This window comes from Pseudoalteromonas sp. OOF1S-7 (genome assembly GCF_022347765.1).
GTDB lineage: Bacteria > Pseudomonadota > Gammaproteobacteria > Enterobacterales > Alteromonadaceae > Pseudoalteromonas.
Genome location: NZ_JAKRFZ010000001.1, coordinates 362,157 through 377,960 on the forward strand (window position 1 = coordinate 362,157; position 15,804 = coordinate 377,960).

The window sequence follows — 15,804 nt, forward strand, 5'->3', positions numbered from 1 at the left end:
TAGCTTATTTTTGCAAGCTTGATGAAAAGTCCAGCATACGATTCAATGAACGCAGTGCACCTGCACGTAAGTCCATATCAACGAAGACTTCTTTACCACGTGGGTCTATTAAAGCTTCTTCAATGGCTTTAAGCCCGTTCATCGCCATCCAAGGGCAGTGAGCACAGCTTTTACACGTTGCCCCTTCACCCGCCGTTGGTGCTTCAAAGAACTCTTTCTCAGGGCATAATTGCTGCATCTTGTAAAAGATACCGCGATCAGTCGCAACGATGAACTTCTGATTAGGCATTTCCTGCGCCGCTTTAATCAACTGGCTTGTTGAACCCACAGCGTCTGCCAGATCAACGATCTCGGCCGGCGATTCCGGGTGAACCAATACAGCTGCATCCGGGTGCAGAGCTTTCATGTCTTTCAGCGCTTTGGTTTTAAACTCATCGTGAACGATACAGGCACCATTCCACATGATCATGTCTGCACCGGTTTTCTTTTGAATGTAAGAACCCAGGTGCTTATCTGGTCCCCAGATGATCTTCTCGCCTTCTGAGTCCAGATGCTCAACAATCTCAAGTGCACAAGACGAAGTCACAATCCAGTCAGCGCGTGCTTTCACTGCGGTTGAGGTATTTGCGTATACAACGACTTTTCGGTCCGGGTGTTGATCACAAAACGCAGAAAACGCGTCGATAGGACACCCCACATCCAGTGAACAGGTTGCTGCCAGAGTGGGCATAACCACGGTTTTTTCTGGTGTCAGGATCTTGGCGGTTTCACCCATAAAGCGCACACCGGCAACAATGATCATATCTGCATCTTGTTGCTTGGCACCAAACCGCGCCATTTCCAGTGAATCTGCAACACAGCCACCAGTTTCCTCAGCCAGGGCTTGGATCTCTGGATCTGTGTAATAATGGGCAACCAGAACCGCGTTCTTTTCTTTTAACAACGCTGTAATTCTGGCTTTATATTCAGCTTGTTCCTGCTTAGTTAACGGCGCAGGCTTTGGAGGAAAAATATAATCCTCCGGCATAATTTGTTCTGCTAGACTCATTCTCTCGACCACTAGTCCACATGACGGAATATCCGCGAATTATACGAAAATCGGGGCAATAATCCTAGTTGAAGACGGTATTTTGAAGGAATATTTAAGAGAATATGAAAAGGAAGAGATACAGCAAGAATGGTGGGTCATGATGGACTCGAACCATCGACCAATGGATTAAAAGTCCACTGCTCTACCAACTGAGCTAATGACCCGCTCGGTGTTAAAGTGCCATTAAGTCGTCCTGACGATTGGTTCCGGCGTCGTCGTCCTGACTCGCGTTCGAAAACTGCGAAGCGGTGCTTCGTTTTTCTCACCCAACTGAGCTAATGACCCGCTCGAAAATTACTTAAGTATTACACCAAATGTGAATGGTGGGTCATGATGGACTCGAACCATCGACCAATGGATTAAAAGTCCACTGCTCTACCAACTGAGCTAATGACCCGCTCGGTGTTAAAGTGCCATTAAGTCGTCCTGACGATTGGTTCCGGCGTCGTCGTCCTGACTCGCGTTCGAAAACTGCGAAGCGGTGCTTCGTTTTTCTCACCCAACTGAGCTAATGACCCGCTCGAAGTTACTTAAGTTTTACACCAAATTTGAATGGTGGGTCATGATGGACTCGAACCATCGACCAATGGATTAAAAGTCCACTGCTCTACCAACTGAGCTAATGACCCGCTCGGTGTTAAAGTGCCATTAAGTCGTCCTGACGATTGGATACGGCGTCGTCGTCCTGACTCGCGTTCGAAAACTGCGAAGCGGTGCTTCGTTTTTCTCACCCAACTGAGCTAATGACCCGCTCGAGAGTTACTTAAGTAATACACCAAATATGAATGGTGGGTCATGATGGACTCGAACCATCGACCAATGGATTAAAAGTCCACTGCTCTACCAACTGAGCTAATGACCCGCTCGAAAGTTACTTAAGTGATGCACCAAATTTGAATGGTGGGTCATGATGGACTCGAACCATCGACCAATGGATTAAAAGTCCACTGCTCTACCAACTGAGCTAATGACCCGCTCGGTGTTAAAGTGCCATTGATTCATCCTGAAGGCTGGGCCCGGCTCGTCGTCCTGACTCGCGTTCGAAAACTGCGAAGCGGTGCTTCGTTTTTCTCACCCAACTGAGCTAATGACCCGCTCGAAAGTTACTTAAGTGATACACCAAATTTGAATGGTGGGTCATGATGGACTCGAACCATCGACCAATGGATTAAAAGTCCACTGCTCTACCAACTGAGCTAATGACCCGCTCGAAGTTACTTAAATAATACACCAAATGTGAATGGTGGGTCATGATGGACTCGAACCATCGACCAATGGATTAAAAGTCCACTGCTCTACCAACTGAGCTAATGACCCGCTCGAGATTATTTAAATAATACACCAAATTTGAATGGTGGGTCATGATGGACTCGAACCATCGACCAATGGATTAAAAGTCCACTGCTCTACCAACTGAGCTAATGACCCGCTCTGGCTTTACTTAAAGTAAAAATAACAAATTTGAATGGTGGGTCATGATGGACTCGAACCATCGACCAATGGATTAAAAGTCCACTGCTCTACCAACTGAGCTAATGACCCACTAAATTGTTTCGCTGCAAGATGTGTGTAACACTATCGGCTGCTGCGGGCGCTTATAATACTTATTTAAAAATCTTGTGCAACCGAAATTGCCTGTTTTTTTCAAATTTCGCGTCTAAGCGCCTAATTTTAAATCATTCTGAGAAAATATCAGCCATTTATATTTTGCTCAGTCGCTCCGTTGCCAATTTTGCAGCCGTTGTGCTGGGATATTCTTTGATTAGATTCTCGAACAAGGTTTTTGCTTGTGCAGATTGTCCTGTCTTCTGGAGCAAGGTTCCCAGCTTTAACATCGCATCTGGTCGCTTATTGGAATCAGCAAACTGCTCCACCACGGTACGGAAGTGCACCATGGCCTGAGCATCCTGATTCTTTATCGACTGTAACTGACCCAGCCAGTAGTGCGCATTAGGAATATAGACGGAATTTGGAAACTGTTTGAGGAAGCCTTCAAATTCAGGAATAGCGGCATCGTAGCGCTTATCCTTCATGATCAAAGCGGCAGCTCTGTCATACGCTTCATTTTCTGACAAGTCTGTACTTACAGCCTGCACAGTCGCACTATCTGACGTCACAGCGGGTTGCAGCTGCTTACTTTGTTCGTAGACTTGTGTGACACGTGTTTCAATTTCCTGATACAGCTCACGCTGGCGTTGCAACACTTTTTCGAGCTTATAACTTTGCTCTTCCGTTACACCACGGATCTGGCTTACTTCATCCTGAAGCAGATCAAGTTGCGTTTGCAGTTCTGCCTGGATCAGATTGCGATTACGCATCAGGTTTTCAAGCACAGATAAACGTTGTTCAATAGTTTGGGTAGAACCAGCAGCATCAGATACAGCAGCGGGAGCTGCCCACAATTGGGAGCTCCCGCTGACTAAGATGATGGCTGCCAAAATAGTATTCGGCTTCATAGCATCTCTTTACAATTAATATACCAGTACCGCGCGGCGGTTCTTAGCAAAAGCTTCTTCGTTGCGCGCTTTGTCCATTGGCTTCTCTTCACCATAGCTCACAACAGACATTTGGCTGTCAGATACGCCCAGGCTCTGCAAATACTTAGCAACCGCTTTACCACGACTTTCACCCAGTGCGATGTTGTACTCAGGTGTACCACGCTCATCAGCGTGACCTTCAATCAGTACTTTCACACTTGGGTTTTTAACCAGGAAGTCAGCGTGTGCTTGCAGAAGCTCTACGAACTCGCTGCGAACAGTAGACTTGTCGAAATCGAAGTATACGATTTGCTCTTGACGCAACGCTTCATACTTTTCTTTCAGTAGCTCTTCTGCTGTTTTCTGACGTGTAGCTGTGTTCACATCAACGTTGCTGCCATTGTCCGCAGTTGCTGCGTTTGTTTCGCTGCCAGCGCCTGCATCAGTGCCCGATGAAGAGCTACATGCAGCCAGCGTCATCACAGGCAACGCGATCAAAAGGGCCTTGAGAGTTTTGTTAAGTTGCATCGAGTATATTCCTATATCTTTTATAAGTCTTACCAGCAAAATTACTGTAAAAATGGCGACCAAGCTGGTGCCTTAACCTGTCCGTCTAACACCGGTAGGCGGGCCTTAAAACGGCCATCCATCGACACCAACGCCAGTACCTGCTTATTATTATGCAAGGTACTATAAATAATCATAGAGCCGTTCGGCGCAATACTCGGTGATTCGTCGAGTCTGGTGCGCGTTAATACCTGAAACAGCCCAGAATCCAATTCTTTCTTGGCAATATGGTAGCGGCCTAATGTACGATTTACCATTACCAGTTGCTTGCCATCAGGCGTGATTGACCCGGCTAAATTCATATCGCCGTCGAACGTTACACGCCGTGATCTTCCTGTATCTAAATTTAACTTATAAATCTGGGCATTACCACCCCTTTCAGAGGTATAGACTATTTCTTTGCCATTTGGGTGCCAGGTTGGCTCAGTATCTATACTACGGTGTTTCGTCAGGCGCCTTTCTTTACGTGTTGCCAGATCAATCAAATACACTTCCGTTGCGCCGCCTTTGTCCTTAGACAATACGATTAGCATCTGTGTACCATCCGGTGAAAACTGTGGTGCCCCATTGATACCGGGATGACTGGTTAAGATCTCACGCTTACCCGTATAAATATCCTGAATATAGATCTGAGACTGACGATTCTCAAACGTGACATATGCCAGCTTGTTGCCATCAGGAGACCAGGCCGGAGACATCAAAGGCTCTTTAGAGCGCAGCAGCACCTGTTCATTGTAGCCATCATAGTCTGCTACAACCAACTGATAGGGTTTATCCTGTTCTTCACGTACGATTACATAAGCAATCTTAGTACGAAATGCACCTTTTTCACCTGTCAAGGTTTCGTAAATAACGTCACTGATCTGATGCGCATAGTAACGGAAGCTCTGTGCATCTATCACACTCTGGCGCGCTTCCAGAACATGATCCTGGCTTTTCATCAATTTACCATTGGTCATCATGCGGGTTTCACCACCGGTAATTTGAGCACGGATCACATCAATTAGCTCATATTTTACCAAATAACGATTAGCGGGTTGTTGAGTAATGGTACCTACTACAACAGCTTCCACGCCCAGCTCAACCCAGGCGTCGTAGTCCACTTCTTCATCCGTTGTTGGTAGCTGAGGCATTTTCTCCTCTGTCAGCGGTTTAAACTTACCACTGCGGATCAAGTCAGCTGCAATCACAGCGCTCAGCTCAGCAGGTGCCTCGCCATTACCTATGTATTTAAACGGAGCAATCGCAATTGGTCGGGCACTGTCGACCCCTTCTGTAATTACGATCTCCAGTGCTGCGTAGGCGACCCCTTGTGCAGCGAAAGCCAGAACCAAGAGTATATTTCTTAAATGGTTGTACATGGTCTTCCTTTATAGAGTTGGTTTAATCGTCAGGTTAATATTCTTAAGCTGTTCGAAAACATCTTTATTTTCAGAAACCGGTAAGGTATCTGCCATTCTTACGGCACGTAAAGCGGCTTCACATACCAGCTTGTCACCACCAAGCGACTGGGCTTGTGTCACCAGTCCATTAAAGCCCAGACGAATATTCAGACGGCACTGTTTGCCTTTCATCTTTTCATCTATCAACAGGTTAGACTGGATCCGTTGCATGATCAGCGCTTTGTACTTGTCGACTTCTGTCAGGACCTGTTGCTGGCGAACTTTTGCTCGTGCGGCTTGCTCCTGCGCCAGTTGTTCCTGAAGGAGTTGCTCTTCAAGGGCTTTTTGACGTGCTTCTTCAGCTGCCTGCGCCTTGCGTTTTGCCTCTTCTTCTTGTTGCTTGCGTTTTGCTTCCGCCTGTCTCAGCCTGTCTTCTTCCGTTTTACGCTTCTCGGCGGCGGCTTTGGCAGCCTGCTCGGCAGCCAATGCTTCCTGACGAGCCTTTTCAGCCTGCTGGCGTTCTTTGTTTTGAATTTCCTGAGCACGTTTAGCTTGCGCTTCGGCCTTGCGTTTTTCTTCCAGCTTAGCAAGACGCTGTTGTTCCAGCTTCTTAATGCGTCTGGCTTCGGCTTCACGGTCCTTACGGGCCTGCGCCGCACGACGCTCTAAATCACGGATCCTTTGCTCCTCAGAGCGCTTCTGTTGTGCTTCTTTTTCACGTAACTGGGCAATTTTCTGTTCCACAGCCTGCTGATCAACCGAGATGGCTGAAACTGCCTTCACGTCTTCAATTTCGTTAACGGCTGGGTTGAGCTGAACTTCCATCACACTGGGGCTGGAAAACTGAAAATTAGCCGTTGCGAAGAGTAACCCGGCTATAGCGAAATGCAGTAAAAACGACTTAACTATTCCGCTGGTTAAAGCATCCATTAACTGTCCTCAAACGATTTTGTCATTAACCCAACTGACGGCACACCGGCATTTTTCAAAAAGTCCATAAGCAGCAGGACTTCCTGATAAGACACACGACCTGAGCCCTTGATCATCACTGGGGTATCCGGGTTTTGCTGTAACTTCAGCTTGATAACCGCAGCCACTTCCACTGCATCCATGGGCGCTTCAGGATCGGTGCCTACAGAAACATAGTAACGACCTTCAGCGTCAATACTGGCGATAATGGGCGGAGCGTCTTTGGTATCGACCAGATCAGACTCTTCCATCTGTGGTAAATCCACTTTCACACCATGTGTGATCAGTGGCGCCGTTGCCATAAAGATAATCAGCAGCACCAGCATAACATCAATGTATGGCACCACATTGATCTCTGCGACCGGGCGTCGCCTCTTATGCTGATACATTTTGCTTAGCCTCAGTTAAGCTGGCAGCCTGACGATGCAGAATATTGGCAAACTCTTCCATAAAGTTAATGTAGTTTGACTCGAGCTTTTCTACATTCTTTGCAAAACGGTTGTAAGCCATGACCGCCGGGATAGCCGCAAACAGACCCATGGCCGTGGCAATCAGGGCTTCTGCTATACCAGGTGCAACCATTTGCAGGGTTGCCTGCTTTACTTCACCCAGCGCAATAAAGGCGTTCATGATCCCCCAGACGGTACCGAATAGTCCGATGTAAGGGCTGATAGACCCAACAGTTGCCAGGAACGAAAGTCCGGACTCTACTTTCTCAACTTCGCGGGACAGGGCAACACGCATAGAACGGTGTGTGCCTTCTATAATCATGCTGGCCGATCCGGTGTTTTGCTTTTTATGGCGGGCAAATTCCTTAAACCCGGATACAAACAAAGCCTCCAGGCCGCTCGAGCTGCCAGCTCTGGCGGTAATTTCATTATATAATTTGCCTAGATCCATCCCTGACCAGAACTTTTGTTCAAATTTCTTCGCATCGGCCAGAGACTGAGCCAATATGCTGCGGCGCTGAAAAATAATGGCCCATGATGCAACTGACATACCGACCAGTGTCAACATAACAAGTTGCACGAGGATACTGGCTTCTAAAATGAGATCTATGAAATTAAGTCCCGATTCCACGTTGTTATACTCCTAGAAAATAATTGTGTTCTCGGCCAAGGCAGCCTTCACCGTATTGACTGTAAGCCAGCAAAAAGGTTCAGGTAGTTTAACCACACTAATAAGGGCTTACAATCTCAATGCCGCAAAATCCACTTAAATGCCGATAATTCGCACATTCAGGACCTTGACTATTGGTGTTAACCCGATTGCAGGCCTTTCTCATTCCTGGGATGAAGCAGATTCAAGCTAACACCCACCTATACATCGCTCATCCACAACGAAAAATATCTACTCTAAAGTTCCAGTTCTCCTTCAATTGCACAGCCTAGCGTGTGGTTGTGACAAAAAATTTATGTGGTCGGAGCAGCACAGCCCCCACAGTGTTTATTTATTTATGCAACTTGCATAAAAGTAAAGTTTTATTCACTATCTCAGAATAAACCCTCAAAACACGATTGGTAATACCAATTAACAACAAATAATCTAATATTCACAATTTGAGTATAATAAAACCAATTCTTTATTTTACAATGACTTAAAAAACTTTAATTGTACATGTTTTACTCTTAAGTAAGCACAAAAACACCTTCGGATTAGTTTTTTCTATAGCAAAGTTGCAATTTTTCTAGTTTGATAAAATGCACCAGTCGCCTTATTATACTCCCCGTACTGAGCGAGCAGCATCTCTCAATGCAAATGCACAGTTACTAAGGCAGCAGAATTCTGATTTATTCTGCAGTCATGATGAGAAACTTTTGGATAAAACCTTAACGGACTCATCAGTTCCCTGGATTACTTCCTTCAACTTGTTGTTTTCGCCCGCACACTGTGCGGGCTTTTTTTTGTCTGCAATTTGCTGCCAGTAAACAAGTTAGTTTGTGACTCGCCAAGATATAAGATGCGAAATGAGCATTGAATGAATGGATAGCTGAAAATACTTAGGAAGCGCTATTTCTGTGTCTCTATTGACAATATAGCTCTAGGGATGAAAGGCCCAAGAAGCACATTAGGTGCTTCTTGGCAGGTAGGTGGATCTCAAAGCACCTCTGACAATCAGTCGTTTGATTTTGTCAAATCGAAATGCAGATAAGCCCGGTCTGATACAATTCGTCCTCTGGGGGTGCGCTGGATGAAGCCCTGCTGGATCAGATAAGGCTCTATCACATCTTCTATGGTCTCGCGCTCTTCACCAATCGCGGCAGCCAGGTTATCCAGGCCAACCGGTCCCCCTGTGAACTTTTCAATAATTGCAAGTAAGTACTTACGATCCATGTAATCAAAACCACATTTGTCAACGTCGACCATATCCAACGCCTGACTGGCAATCACTTCATCGACACTGCCATCTCCTTTTACCTGAGCGAAGTCCCGGACGCGTCTTAGCAAACGGTTAGCAATACGCGGCGTACCTCGCGCCCGTTTGGCCACTTCAACCGCACCCGCGTCACTGATCTCGAGATTCAAAAAATGCGCAGAGCGCGACACAATCGATGCCAGCTCAGCCACAGAATAAAACTCCAGGCGTTGTACAATGCCGAAGCGATCTCTTAGCGGCGAAGTCAGTGAACCTGCACGGGTGGTGGCACCCACCAGCGTAAAAGGTGGCAAGTCCAGCTTTATTGAGCGGGCTGCCGGCCCTTCACCTATCATGATATCGAGCTGGTAGTCTTCCATCGCAGGGTAGAGGATCTCCTCAACCTGGGGGCTCAGGCGGTGTATTTCATCAATAAACAGCACATCTCCCTGCTCCAGGTTGGTCAGCATAGCGGCCAGATCGCCGGCTTTTTCAAGCACCGGACCTGAGGTGGTTTTAATATTTACACCCAGCTCATTGGCCACGATATTTGCCAGTGTCGTTTTGCCTAACCCCGGTGGGCCGAATATCAGCAGGTGGTCCAGTGCTTCTTCACGGCTGCGCGCCGCTTCTATGAAGATTTCCATCTGCTGCTTTACATGCTGCTGGCCGGTATAGTCTGACAGTAGTTTAGGCCGTATTGCTCTGTCTACGGCCTCTTCACTGCCCTGCACTTCTGGCTCAATGAGTCTGTCTGCTTCTATCATAATTACTTAATCAGCCTTTCTTACATCATAGATCTCAGGGCTTCTTTGATCAGCCCCTCAGTATCCATGCCTGGTTTGCTCACCGCTTTCAAGGCTTTTTGTGCTTGTGCGGGTTTATAGCCTAGCGCGAGTAGTGCTGCCAGTGCATCATCTTCAGGCGTATTCGCCACCGTGGGATCTTCCTGAGGCGCTAAGACGGCGTCGTCACTGAACGGGGTCAGCAGATCATGGCCAAAGTTTTTCAGTTTGTCTTTCATCTCAAGCACCAAACGCTCAGCGGTTTTCTTGCCTACCCCGGGAATTTTCACCAAAGTAGATGCGTCGCCCTGATTGACACAATGAACAAACTGCTCCGCCGACATTCCCGACAAAATCGCCAGCGCCAGCTTCGGGCCAACACCATTGGCCTTGATCAACTCACGAAACAGCGCCCGCTCAGTTTTGTGGTTAAAGCCAAACAATAACTGCGCATCCTCACGCACCACAAAATGAGTATAGATGGTTGCCTCATTACCCGTCTGCGGCAATTCATAAAAACACGTCATCGGCATTTGCACTTCATAGCCGACGCCACTCACTTCTAACAGGATCTCTGGTGGCTGTTTTTCTACTAAAAGACCTTTGAGTCTGCCTATCATAATTACCTCAATCTTCCTCGTACGGTTTTTTTCGCATTGCCAGCCAGCTTGATCAGGTTTTGCTCTGAATGTGCATGACAGATGGCGATGGCCAGCGCATCAGCGGCATCGGCCTGGGGGGTGCCAGGAAGCTTTAATAGCCGTTTGACCATTTCCTGAACCTGCGACTTATTCGCGCCGCCGGTGCCAACCACGGCTTGCTTAACCTGCCGGGCCGAATATTCAAATACCTCAATCTCTTTCATTGTGGCAGCAACGATGGCTGCCCCCCGTGCCTGACCTAGCTTTAAAGCGGAATCTGGATTATGTGCCATAAAGACTTGCTCAATGGCAAACCCCTGCGGGTTAAACTGCTCGATGATCTGGCTAACGCCCTGATAAATCATCTGCAGTCGTTGTGGAAATGGCTTATCACCAAGTCGGATACAACCACTGCCCAGATACTGAAACTGACTACCCTGGCGCTGAACTACACCATACCCGGTCAGCCTGGAGCCTGGATCTATGCCTAAAATTACTGCCAAGGCGCATACTCTCGTTGTTTTTTCGCTATCATGCCAAAATACTGTATGAATTTCCAGTTACCTTGGGTTTGCAGAATAAAAAAAAGCGGCATCATCGCCGCTTTTTTATTCCTTTAGCTGTCGTTATTCAGCGTCTTTTGGCTGTGCAGTGACGGTTACTGCAAGCTCCTTTAATGCATCCGGATTAGCAACGCTCGGCGCATTGGTCATCAGACACGATGCCTGAGTCGTTTTCGGGAACGCAATCACATCACGGATGTTGTCTGTGCCACACAGCAACATCACCAGACGGTCAAGGCCAAACGCCAGACCCGCGTGCGGTGGCGTACCGTACTTTAGCGCGTCCAGCAGGAAGCCGAACTTATCTTGTTGCTCTTGCTCATCAATACCCAGGATACGGAAAGCCGCCTGCTGCATATCGTTGTTGTGGATCCGCACCGAGCCACCACCGACTTCATAGCCATTCAGTACCATGTCGTACGCATCTGAAATAGCGCCTGCCGGATTAGCTTCCAGCTCTGCTGCTGAAATGTCTTTAGGTGCCGTGAATGGGTGGTGAACTGCATGCAGGTTACCTTCGTCGTCTTCCTCAAACATTGGGAAGTCAACAACCCACAGTGGCGCCCACTGACCAAGGTTGGTCAGCTCTAGGTCCAGACCTACTTTCAGACGCAGCGCCCCCATTGCTTCGTTAACCACGTTGCGCTTGTCAGCACCGAACAAAATGATGTCACCGGTCTGTGCGTTAGTGCGTTCAAGAATGCCTTTGATCACTTCTTCGTTCAGGAACTTAGCAATTGGCGACTGAATACCTTCAAGGCCAGCGTCCAGGTCGTTGACCTTCATCCAGGCCAAACCTTTTGCACCATAGATGCCAACAAACTTGGTGTACTCATCAATTTGCTTACGAGATAGTGATGCACCACCCGGTACAGTCAACACCGCCACGCGGCCTTTTTCATCGTTTGCAGGACCTGCCAGTACTTTGAATTCGACGTCCTTAACCAAGTCAGCAACGTCGATCAGTTCTAGCGGGTTACGTAAGTCCGGCTTGTCTGAACCGTAGCGACGCATGGCTTCTTCGTAGCTCATGACCGGGAACTGGCCCAGATCAACATCAAGCAGCTCTTGCCACATTTCACGGATCAAACGCTCAGTGATATCGCGCACCTGTGCAGATGACATGAACGAAGTTTCTAAATCGATTTGAGTGAATTCAGGCTGGCGATCAGCACGTAAGTCTTCATCGCGGAAACATTTAACAATCTGGTAGTAACGGTCAAAACCAGACATCATCAGTAGCTGTTTAAATAACTGGGGCGACTGTGGCAATGCATAGAAGCTGCCTTTGTGTACACGACTTGGTACCAGATAGTCACGTGCGCCTTCTGGCGTTGCTTTAGTCAGTACCGGCGTTTCGATATCCAGGAAGTCATTACTGTCTAAGAAGCGACGTACAAAGCTCGATGCTTTTGCGCGCAATTTAATGCGGTCGCTCATTTCCAGACGACGCAGGTCAAGGTAACGGTAAGTCAGGCGACGCTCTTCTGAATTTTCCTGGTTAAAGTCCAGAGGCAAAGGTTCTGCACGGTTGATGATAGTCAGACCAGTGCCCAGGATCTCAACTTCGCCAGTTGCCATATCCTTGTTGATTTGGCTCTCAGGGCGCGCACGGACAGTACCGGTAACTTGAACGCAGAACTCCTGGCGTAAAGTGTTCGCAACATCCATCAGGCCTTCTACTTCAGGATCAAACACGACCTGGACCAAGCCTTCGCGATCTCGCAGATCAATGAAGATCAAACCACCCAGATCACGACGTTTGTTGATCCAACCACATAGCTCCACTTCCTGACCTACATGGTCCTTGTTTAATTTTCCGCAGTATATTGAGCGCATAATAATCCTATTTGCCTACTAACTCTAAAGGGCATAATGAATGATAAATTTAATCGCCAATTATATAAAATTGCCACGCTTTGTCATCCCACAAAGCAGGGATTCTTTCGCTGTTACGATTTTTTCTCCATCTGGACTTTGTTAGACTCATCTTCTAGTCAATTAGGGAGCAAATTTCATGCTGTATTTGGGATGTCCTCAGTGGAGCTCTGCACACTGGAAAGGTCGGTTTTTCAGCAGTGATTGCAAAACCGCATATATGTTAAGCGAATATGCACAGATCTTTAACAGTGTTGAGGGCAACACCAGCTTCTATGCCAACCCAAAACCAGAAACCATCACTGCCTGGTCAAACGCAGTGCCTGACACTTTTCGCTTTACCTTTAAAATACCCAAACAGATTTCTCACGAGCTGGCGTTGAATCAGTGTCAGCAAGAACTTAAGCAATGGCTTAAGCTGTTTTCGCCTTTATTTTCTCGACTGGGAATGGTTTTGCTGCAACTGCCAGCCAGCTGTAGCCCGCAATATCTTGGCCGGATAGCCGATTTTATCGCGCAATTACCTGAGGAGTTGACCCTAGGTATTGAAGTCAGACACAGGGAGTTTTTTGCCAAAGGCGACGCTGAAAAGCGTTTTAACCAACTGTTGATGCAAACCAAAGTGAATCGCATCATGATGGATACACGCCCCCTTTTTAGTGAGCCACCAAGCACCCCCGCCATTATTGATGCACAGCAAAAGAAACCTCGCGTGCCGGTCAATGTCATTGCCACCGCTCAGGCGCCAATGCTGCGCTTTGTCGGGTGTTCAGATTTGGCTGCAAACCGCACCTTTTATGCCCCCTGGCTCAACAAAATTCGTGACTGGCTGGCCGAGGGACGTACCCCTTATGTGTTCTTTCATACTGCCGACAACTATGATGCGCCTCTGCTCGCCAGGCAGTTTGTTCAGGACCTCGGAGTCTCTCATCAGGTCCTCACGCCATTTCCAGCTGAGCAACAGCCACAACAACAGACGTTAATTTAACCACTTGACAGTGAACACTTTTTGCTGGATGTTAGAAAACGCACAACAAAAATAAGGAAAATACTATGCAATTAAAACTCACTAAAAAGCCTGTTAAACAACTTTCTGATGATCAGTCGGCACTACCTGCCAAAGCAACTCGCGCGGTCGGCGGCGCAGGCAGAGCGGAACTACAGAAAAGCGGTGGTAATTCACGCGCATCCGACTGCTGTACGATGACAGACAATTAAGCACTTAGCTGCAGGGCCGGACGTGGTCCTGTTTCTTATTGTCTGCCCGGCTCTTTACCTTCATAACGAGGTAAGTTCGCATCCAGCTCTTCCCAGTTCGCTTTGGACGTCACGTAGTTATGAGATATTGGGCGCTCTGTGATGTCACAATCCAGAATACCCAGCCGTAGTCTCAACTTTTCGGGGTTGTCCTGATTAGAACTGAATAAAGGCGATGCGCAAACACCGCAAAAATGCCGCAATCTGCCCGGTTTAAATGCATAGTCCCGAATATGCGTCTCTCCGGCAACTATCTGCAGATCGTCACGGTTGATAAACCCATTCGTCGCATAGGCTGTACCGGAAGATTTTCGGCACAAAGAACAGTGACAGTGAATGATACTCGAAATGGGTCCGTGCAACTCCAGCTTAACCACACCACATAAACAACTGGCCTGATACATTTACTCTTATTCCTGTTATGATCCCGAAATAACTAGCTTAGAATGATTGTTCCCGGATTACTACCATCACCATGAACTATTTGCAGTACTTTGCGCACTACCCGCCTAGCTTACAAGCACAAATCAAAACCCTTTTGGAAGGTGACAAGCTTGCCGCGTATTTCAGAGGCAAATACCCACTCGGCCATCAGCTACAAAGCACACAAGCAGTCTATGATTATTGTCATGAATATAAGCATAAATACCTGAAGAACGTGCCTCGTTTGCATAAAGTCAGCTACGCAAAAGGTCGGGAGCTGATGACGGGCACGCTGGGACATCACAGTCAGACACGCAAACAGCACGGCGGAAAAGTCAAAACCCGCTATGAAATTGCATTATCTCAGCAGCTGAAATATGCACCGGAAGCGATATTAAGGGCGCTGGTTGTACATGAACTAGCGCACTTCAAAGAACTGGATCACAACAAGGCGTTTTATCAGCTTTGTTGCCATATGGAGCCGGACTACCACCAACTGGAGCTGGATCTCCGGCTGTTTATTGTGCTCGATAATCTGGGCGCAAACTTTTATTACAGCGACGCCCAGCAATAGTAGCTTATTGGCAGGCTGGACTACGGCCCTGACGCTTGGCATCGGCAGCCTGTGAATTCGCTTGTACCATCTTACTTTGCAACAAAGCAATGCGGTTTTCAGGTGAAGGATGCGTCGATAAAAACTCCGCCGGGCGCTCTCCTCCCGCCTTGTTCATATTCTGCCAAAGCTCAACAGCCCCCTGAGGATTAAACCCGGCTTTGGCCATCAGCTCCAGACCAATGACATCCGCTTCACTTTCGTGGCTGCGGCTAAAAGGCAGCGTAATGCCATACTGTGCGCCCAATCCTAGGCCCTGCATAATGGCATTGCGGTATTGTACATTGCCCATTTCCAGTGCAACATTGCCTGCCTGCAGACCAATTTGCAATAAGCTGTTTTGTGAGACACGCTCATTGGCATGCTGAGCAATAACATGGCCCACTTCATGTCCCATCACGGCTGCCAGTTGGTGCTGATCTTTGGCAACATTCAAAAGTCCGGTGTGTACGCCAATCTTGCCTCCGGGCAAAGCAAACGCATTGGCACTGGGCTCGTTGAAGACCACCACTTCCCATTGCTGCTGCGCGTACTGCGCCGGTAGCTGAGCTATCAGCGCATCAGCAATACACTGTACATAACGATTGGTTTTTGCATTTTTTTCAATCGTCTGCTCCTGCTTCATTTGCTCAAAACTGGCTACGCCCATTTCATCCATTTGTTGCTCTGAGTAGAGCGCTATCTGTGTGCGTCCGGTTGGGGACGTTTTACATCCTGCAAGCGTCATGACAATAGCAACCGCTGCCATTACTTTCTTATTCATCACCCTGTACCTGCTGAAACTAAGTTACCTGTTATTTTAA

16 protein-coding genes and 9 tRNA genes are annotated in these 15,804 nt (G+C 47.6%); 3 read left to right on the forward strand and 22 right to left on the reverse strand.

The annotated features are described in order from the left end of the window. Positions 1-4 precede the first annotated feature (4 nt). The 20 genes from nadA to aspS form a co-directional block, all read right to left on the reverse strand. The gene (gene nadA, locus MHN33_RS01565; RefSeq protein WP_239393630.1) at positions 5-1,048 is read right to left on the reverse strand and encodes a quinolinate synthase NadA; all 1,044 of its coding nucleotides are present in this window, start codon (positions 1,046-1,048) and stop codon (positions 5-7) included. 130 nt (positions 1,049-1,178) lie between these two features. After that, a tRNA-Lys gene (locus tag MHN33_RS01570) sits at positions 1,179-1,254 on the reverse strand. Between the two features lie 157 nt (positions 1,255-1,411). Beyond that, positions 1,412-1,487, reverse strand: a tRNA-Lys gene (locus MHN33_RS01575). Positions 1,488-1,643: 156 nt separating this feature from the next. Further along, positions 1,644-1,719: transfer RNA gene (locus MHN33_RS01580), tRNA-Lys, on the reverse strand. A 157-nt stretch (positions 1,720-1,876) separates the two neighbouring features. Further along, positions 1,877-1,952 (reverse strand) — tRNA-Lys (locus MHN33_RS01585). A gap of 36 nt (positions 1,953-1,988) precedes the next feature. Further along, positions 1,989-2,064, reverse strand: a tRNA-Lys gene (locus MHN33_RS01590). A 156-nt stretch (positions 2,065-2,220) separates the two neighbouring features. After that, positions 2,221-2,296: transfer RNA gene (locus MHN33_RS01595), tRNA-Lys, on the reverse strand. Between the two features lie 35 nt (positions 2,297-2,331). Beyond that, positions 2,332-2,407 (reverse strand) — tRNA-Lys (locus tag MHN33_RS01600). A gap of 35 nt (positions 2,408-2,442) precedes the next feature. Then, positions 2,443-2,518: transfer RNA gene (locus MHN33_RS01605), tRNA-Lys, on the reverse strand. Between the two features lie 38 nt (positions 2,519-2,556). Next, positions 2,557-2,632 (reverse strand) — tRNA-Lys (locus MHN33_RS01610). Between the two features lie 158 nt (positions 2,633-2,790). Next, positions 2,791-3,546 (reverse strand): tol-pal system protein YbgF, encoded by a 756-nt coding sequence (gene ybgF / locus MHN33_RS01615; RefSeq protein WP_239393638.1) that lies wholly within the window; start codon positions 3,544-3,546, stop codon positions 2,791-2,793. A 15-nt stretch (positions 3,547-3,561) separates the two neighbouring features. Continuing rightward, entirely contained in the window at positions 3,562-4,095 is a 534-nt protein-coding gene (pal, locus tag MHN33_RS01620; RefSeq protein WP_239393649.1) for a peptidoglycan-associated lipoprotein Pal, read from the reverse strand. Between the two features lie 41 nt (positions 4,096-4,136). Then, positions 4,137-5,495 (reverse strand): Tol-Pal system beta propeller repeat protein TolB, encoded by a 1,359-nt coding sequence (tolB, locus tag MHN33_RS01625; RefSeq protein ID WP_239393651.1) that lies wholly within the window; start codon positions 5,493-5,495, stop codon positions 4,137-4,139. 9 nt (positions 5,496-5,504) lie between these two features. After that, a complete protein-coding gene (tolA, locus tag MHN33_RS01630; protein ID WP_239393653.1) occupies positions 5,505-6,446 on the reverse strand; it encodes a cell envelope integrity protein TolA in 942 nt (313 codons plus the stop codon). Then, entirely contained in the window at positions 6,446-6,874 is a 429-nt protein-coding gene (gene tolR, locus MHN33_RS01635; protein ID WP_046006725.1) for a protein TolR, read from the reverse strand. Before tolR ends, tolA begins: the two co-directional genes overlap by 1 nt. Further along, the gene (gene tolQ / locus MHN33_RS01640) at positions 6,861-7,565 is read right to left on the reverse strand and encodes a protein TolQ (protein WP_046006726.1); all 705 of its coding nucleotides are present in this window, start codon (positions 7,563-7,565) and stop codon (positions 6,861-6,863) included. Before tolQ ends, tolR begins: the two co-directional genes overlap by 14 nt. Before the next feature lie 1,035 nt (positions 7,566-8,600). Further along, positions 8,601-9,608, reverse strand: a complete 1,008-nt coding sequence (gene ruvB, locus MHN33_RS01645; protein ID WP_239393664.1) for a Holliday junction branch migration DNA helicase RuvB — start codon at positions 9,606-9,608, stop codon at positions 8,601-8,603. 20 nt (positions 9,609-9,628) lie between these two features. Further along, on the reverse strand, positions 9,629-10,246 hold the full coding sequence (gene ruvA / locus MHN33_RS01650) for a Holliday junction branch migration protein RuvA (protein ID WP_209052203.1): 618 nt from the start codon (positions 10,244-10,246) through the stop codon (positions 9,629-9,631). Between the two features lie 2 nt (positions 10,247-10,248). Next, positions 10,249-10,770 (reverse strand): crossover junction endodeoxyribonuclease RuvC, encoded by a 522-nt coding sequence (gene ruvC / locus MHN33_RS01655; RefSeq protein WP_046006729.1) that lies wholly within the window; start codon positions 10,768-10,770, stop codon positions 10,249-10,251. 123 nt (positions 10,771-10,893) lie between these two features. Next, positions 10,894-12,669, reverse strand: coding sequence for an aspartate--tRNA ligase (gene aspS / locus MHN33_RS01660; RefSeq protein ID WP_239393674.1), 1,776 nt, complete (start codon positions 12,667-12,669; stop codon positions 10,894-10,896). A gap of 178 nt (positions 12,670-12,847) precedes the next feature. On the opposite strand from aspS, the gene MHN33_RS01665 reads away from it, so the two are divergent. Then, the gene (locus MHN33_RS01665; protein WP_239393676.1) at positions 12,848-13,696 is read left to right on the forward strand and encodes a DUF72 domain-containing protein; all 849 of its coding nucleotides are present in this window, start codon (positions 12,848-12,850) and stop codon (positions 13,694-13,696) included. Between the two features lie 65 nt (positions 13,697-13,761). Next, the gene (locus tag MHN33_RS01670) at positions 13,762-13,926 is read left to right on the forward strand and encodes a hypothetical protein (RefSeq protein WP_239393678.1); all 165 of its coding nucleotides are present in this window, start codon (positions 13,762-13,764) and stop codon (positions 13,924-13,926) included. A gap of 35 nt (positions 13,927-13,961) precedes the next feature. Here MHN33_RS01670 and MHN33_RS01675 read toward each other — a convergent pair whose 3' ends face one another. Next, positions 13,962-14,369, reverse strand: coding sequence for a GFA family protein (locus MHN33_RS01675; protein ID WP_239393680.1), 408 nt, complete (start codon positions 14,367-14,369; stop codon positions 13,962-13,964). A 71-nt stretch (positions 14,370-14,440) separates the two neighbouring features. Here MHN33_RS01675 and MHN33_RS01680 point away from each other — a divergent pair, with 71 nt between their 5' ends. Further along, the gene (locus MHN33_RS01680) at positions 14,441-14,962 is read left to right on the forward strand and encodes a YgjP-like metallopeptidase domain-containing protein (RefSeq protein WP_239393682.1); all 522 of its coding nucleotides are present in this window, start codon (positions 14,441-14,443) and stop codon (positions 14,960-14,962) included. Positions 14,963-14,966: 4 nt separating this feature from the next. On the opposite strand, the gene MHN33_RS01685 is transcribed toward MHN33_RS01680, so the two are convergent. Further along, positions 14,967-15,764, reverse strand: coding sequence for a M48 family metallopeptidase (locus MHN33_RS01685; RefSeq protein WP_239393684.1), 798 nt, complete (start codon positions 15,762-15,764; stop codon positions 14,967-14,969). Between the last annotated feature and the right edge of the window lie 40 nt (positions 15,765-15,804).